Origin of the sequence: Arthrobacter sp. N199823 (assembly GCF_002929705.1) — a bacterium.
Lineage (GTDB): Bacteria > Actinomycetota > Actinomycetes > Actinomycetales > Micrococcaceae > Specibacter.
Genome location: NZ_PJIN01000066.1, coordinates 1 through 586 on the forward strand (window position 1 = coordinate 1; position 586 = coordinate 586).

At 44.7% G+C, this 586-nt stretch carries 1 protein-coding gene; it reads right to left on the reverse strand.

The annotated features are described in order from the left end of the window. Window positions 1–233: 233 nt before the first annotated feature. Window positions 234–586, reverse strand: a 353-nt coding sequence (locus tag CXQ93_RS20265) for a 2OG-Fe(II) oxygenase family protein (RefSeq protein WP_308470648.1), incomplete at its 5' end; no start/stop codon positions are given.

A 586-nucleotide genomic window follows, 5' to 3' on the forward strand; every position in this document is an offset into this window, starting at 1 on the left:
GTTTTTGTCACTTTCAACAACAGAACACCTCATCTCCCCCACCATTACACCAGCAGCAGGCATGGTACATCAAGCCTAAGTTTCACACTAGCCAAACATCTTTCTGATAAACCCACAATATAAAGTAGAACTTGGATTCCCAACATTATTACAGTAACACTCATCAGTAGCTAGGCTTAGCATAGTAGCATAAGAAACACACAAACCCCATTTGTTTTCTGTTGGCAAAGGACTCAAACTGTGGCAATGGGACCCAAATTAACAGTAGGTTCCATTGCCTTCATGGCCTCAAACCTTGGTTCCTTGGCCTGGAACTTCAAACCGGCATAAAGCTTCATGTAGTCCTCAAACACGAATTTTGGGTACACTTCGCTTGTCTCCTTTTCTTTCTCCACCAATGCTGGTGCTGGGTAGATGACTGCATCACTGCCTGGGTTGTAGAATGATGCTAATGACATTCTGTTTCCATCAGTTTGGGCGATCACCCGGTGCATCACGCTCTTGTACTTGCCATTGGTGATCACCTCAAGCTGATCACCTAGGTTGATGACAATGGAGTGTCGCATCGGTGGAACATCAATCCATT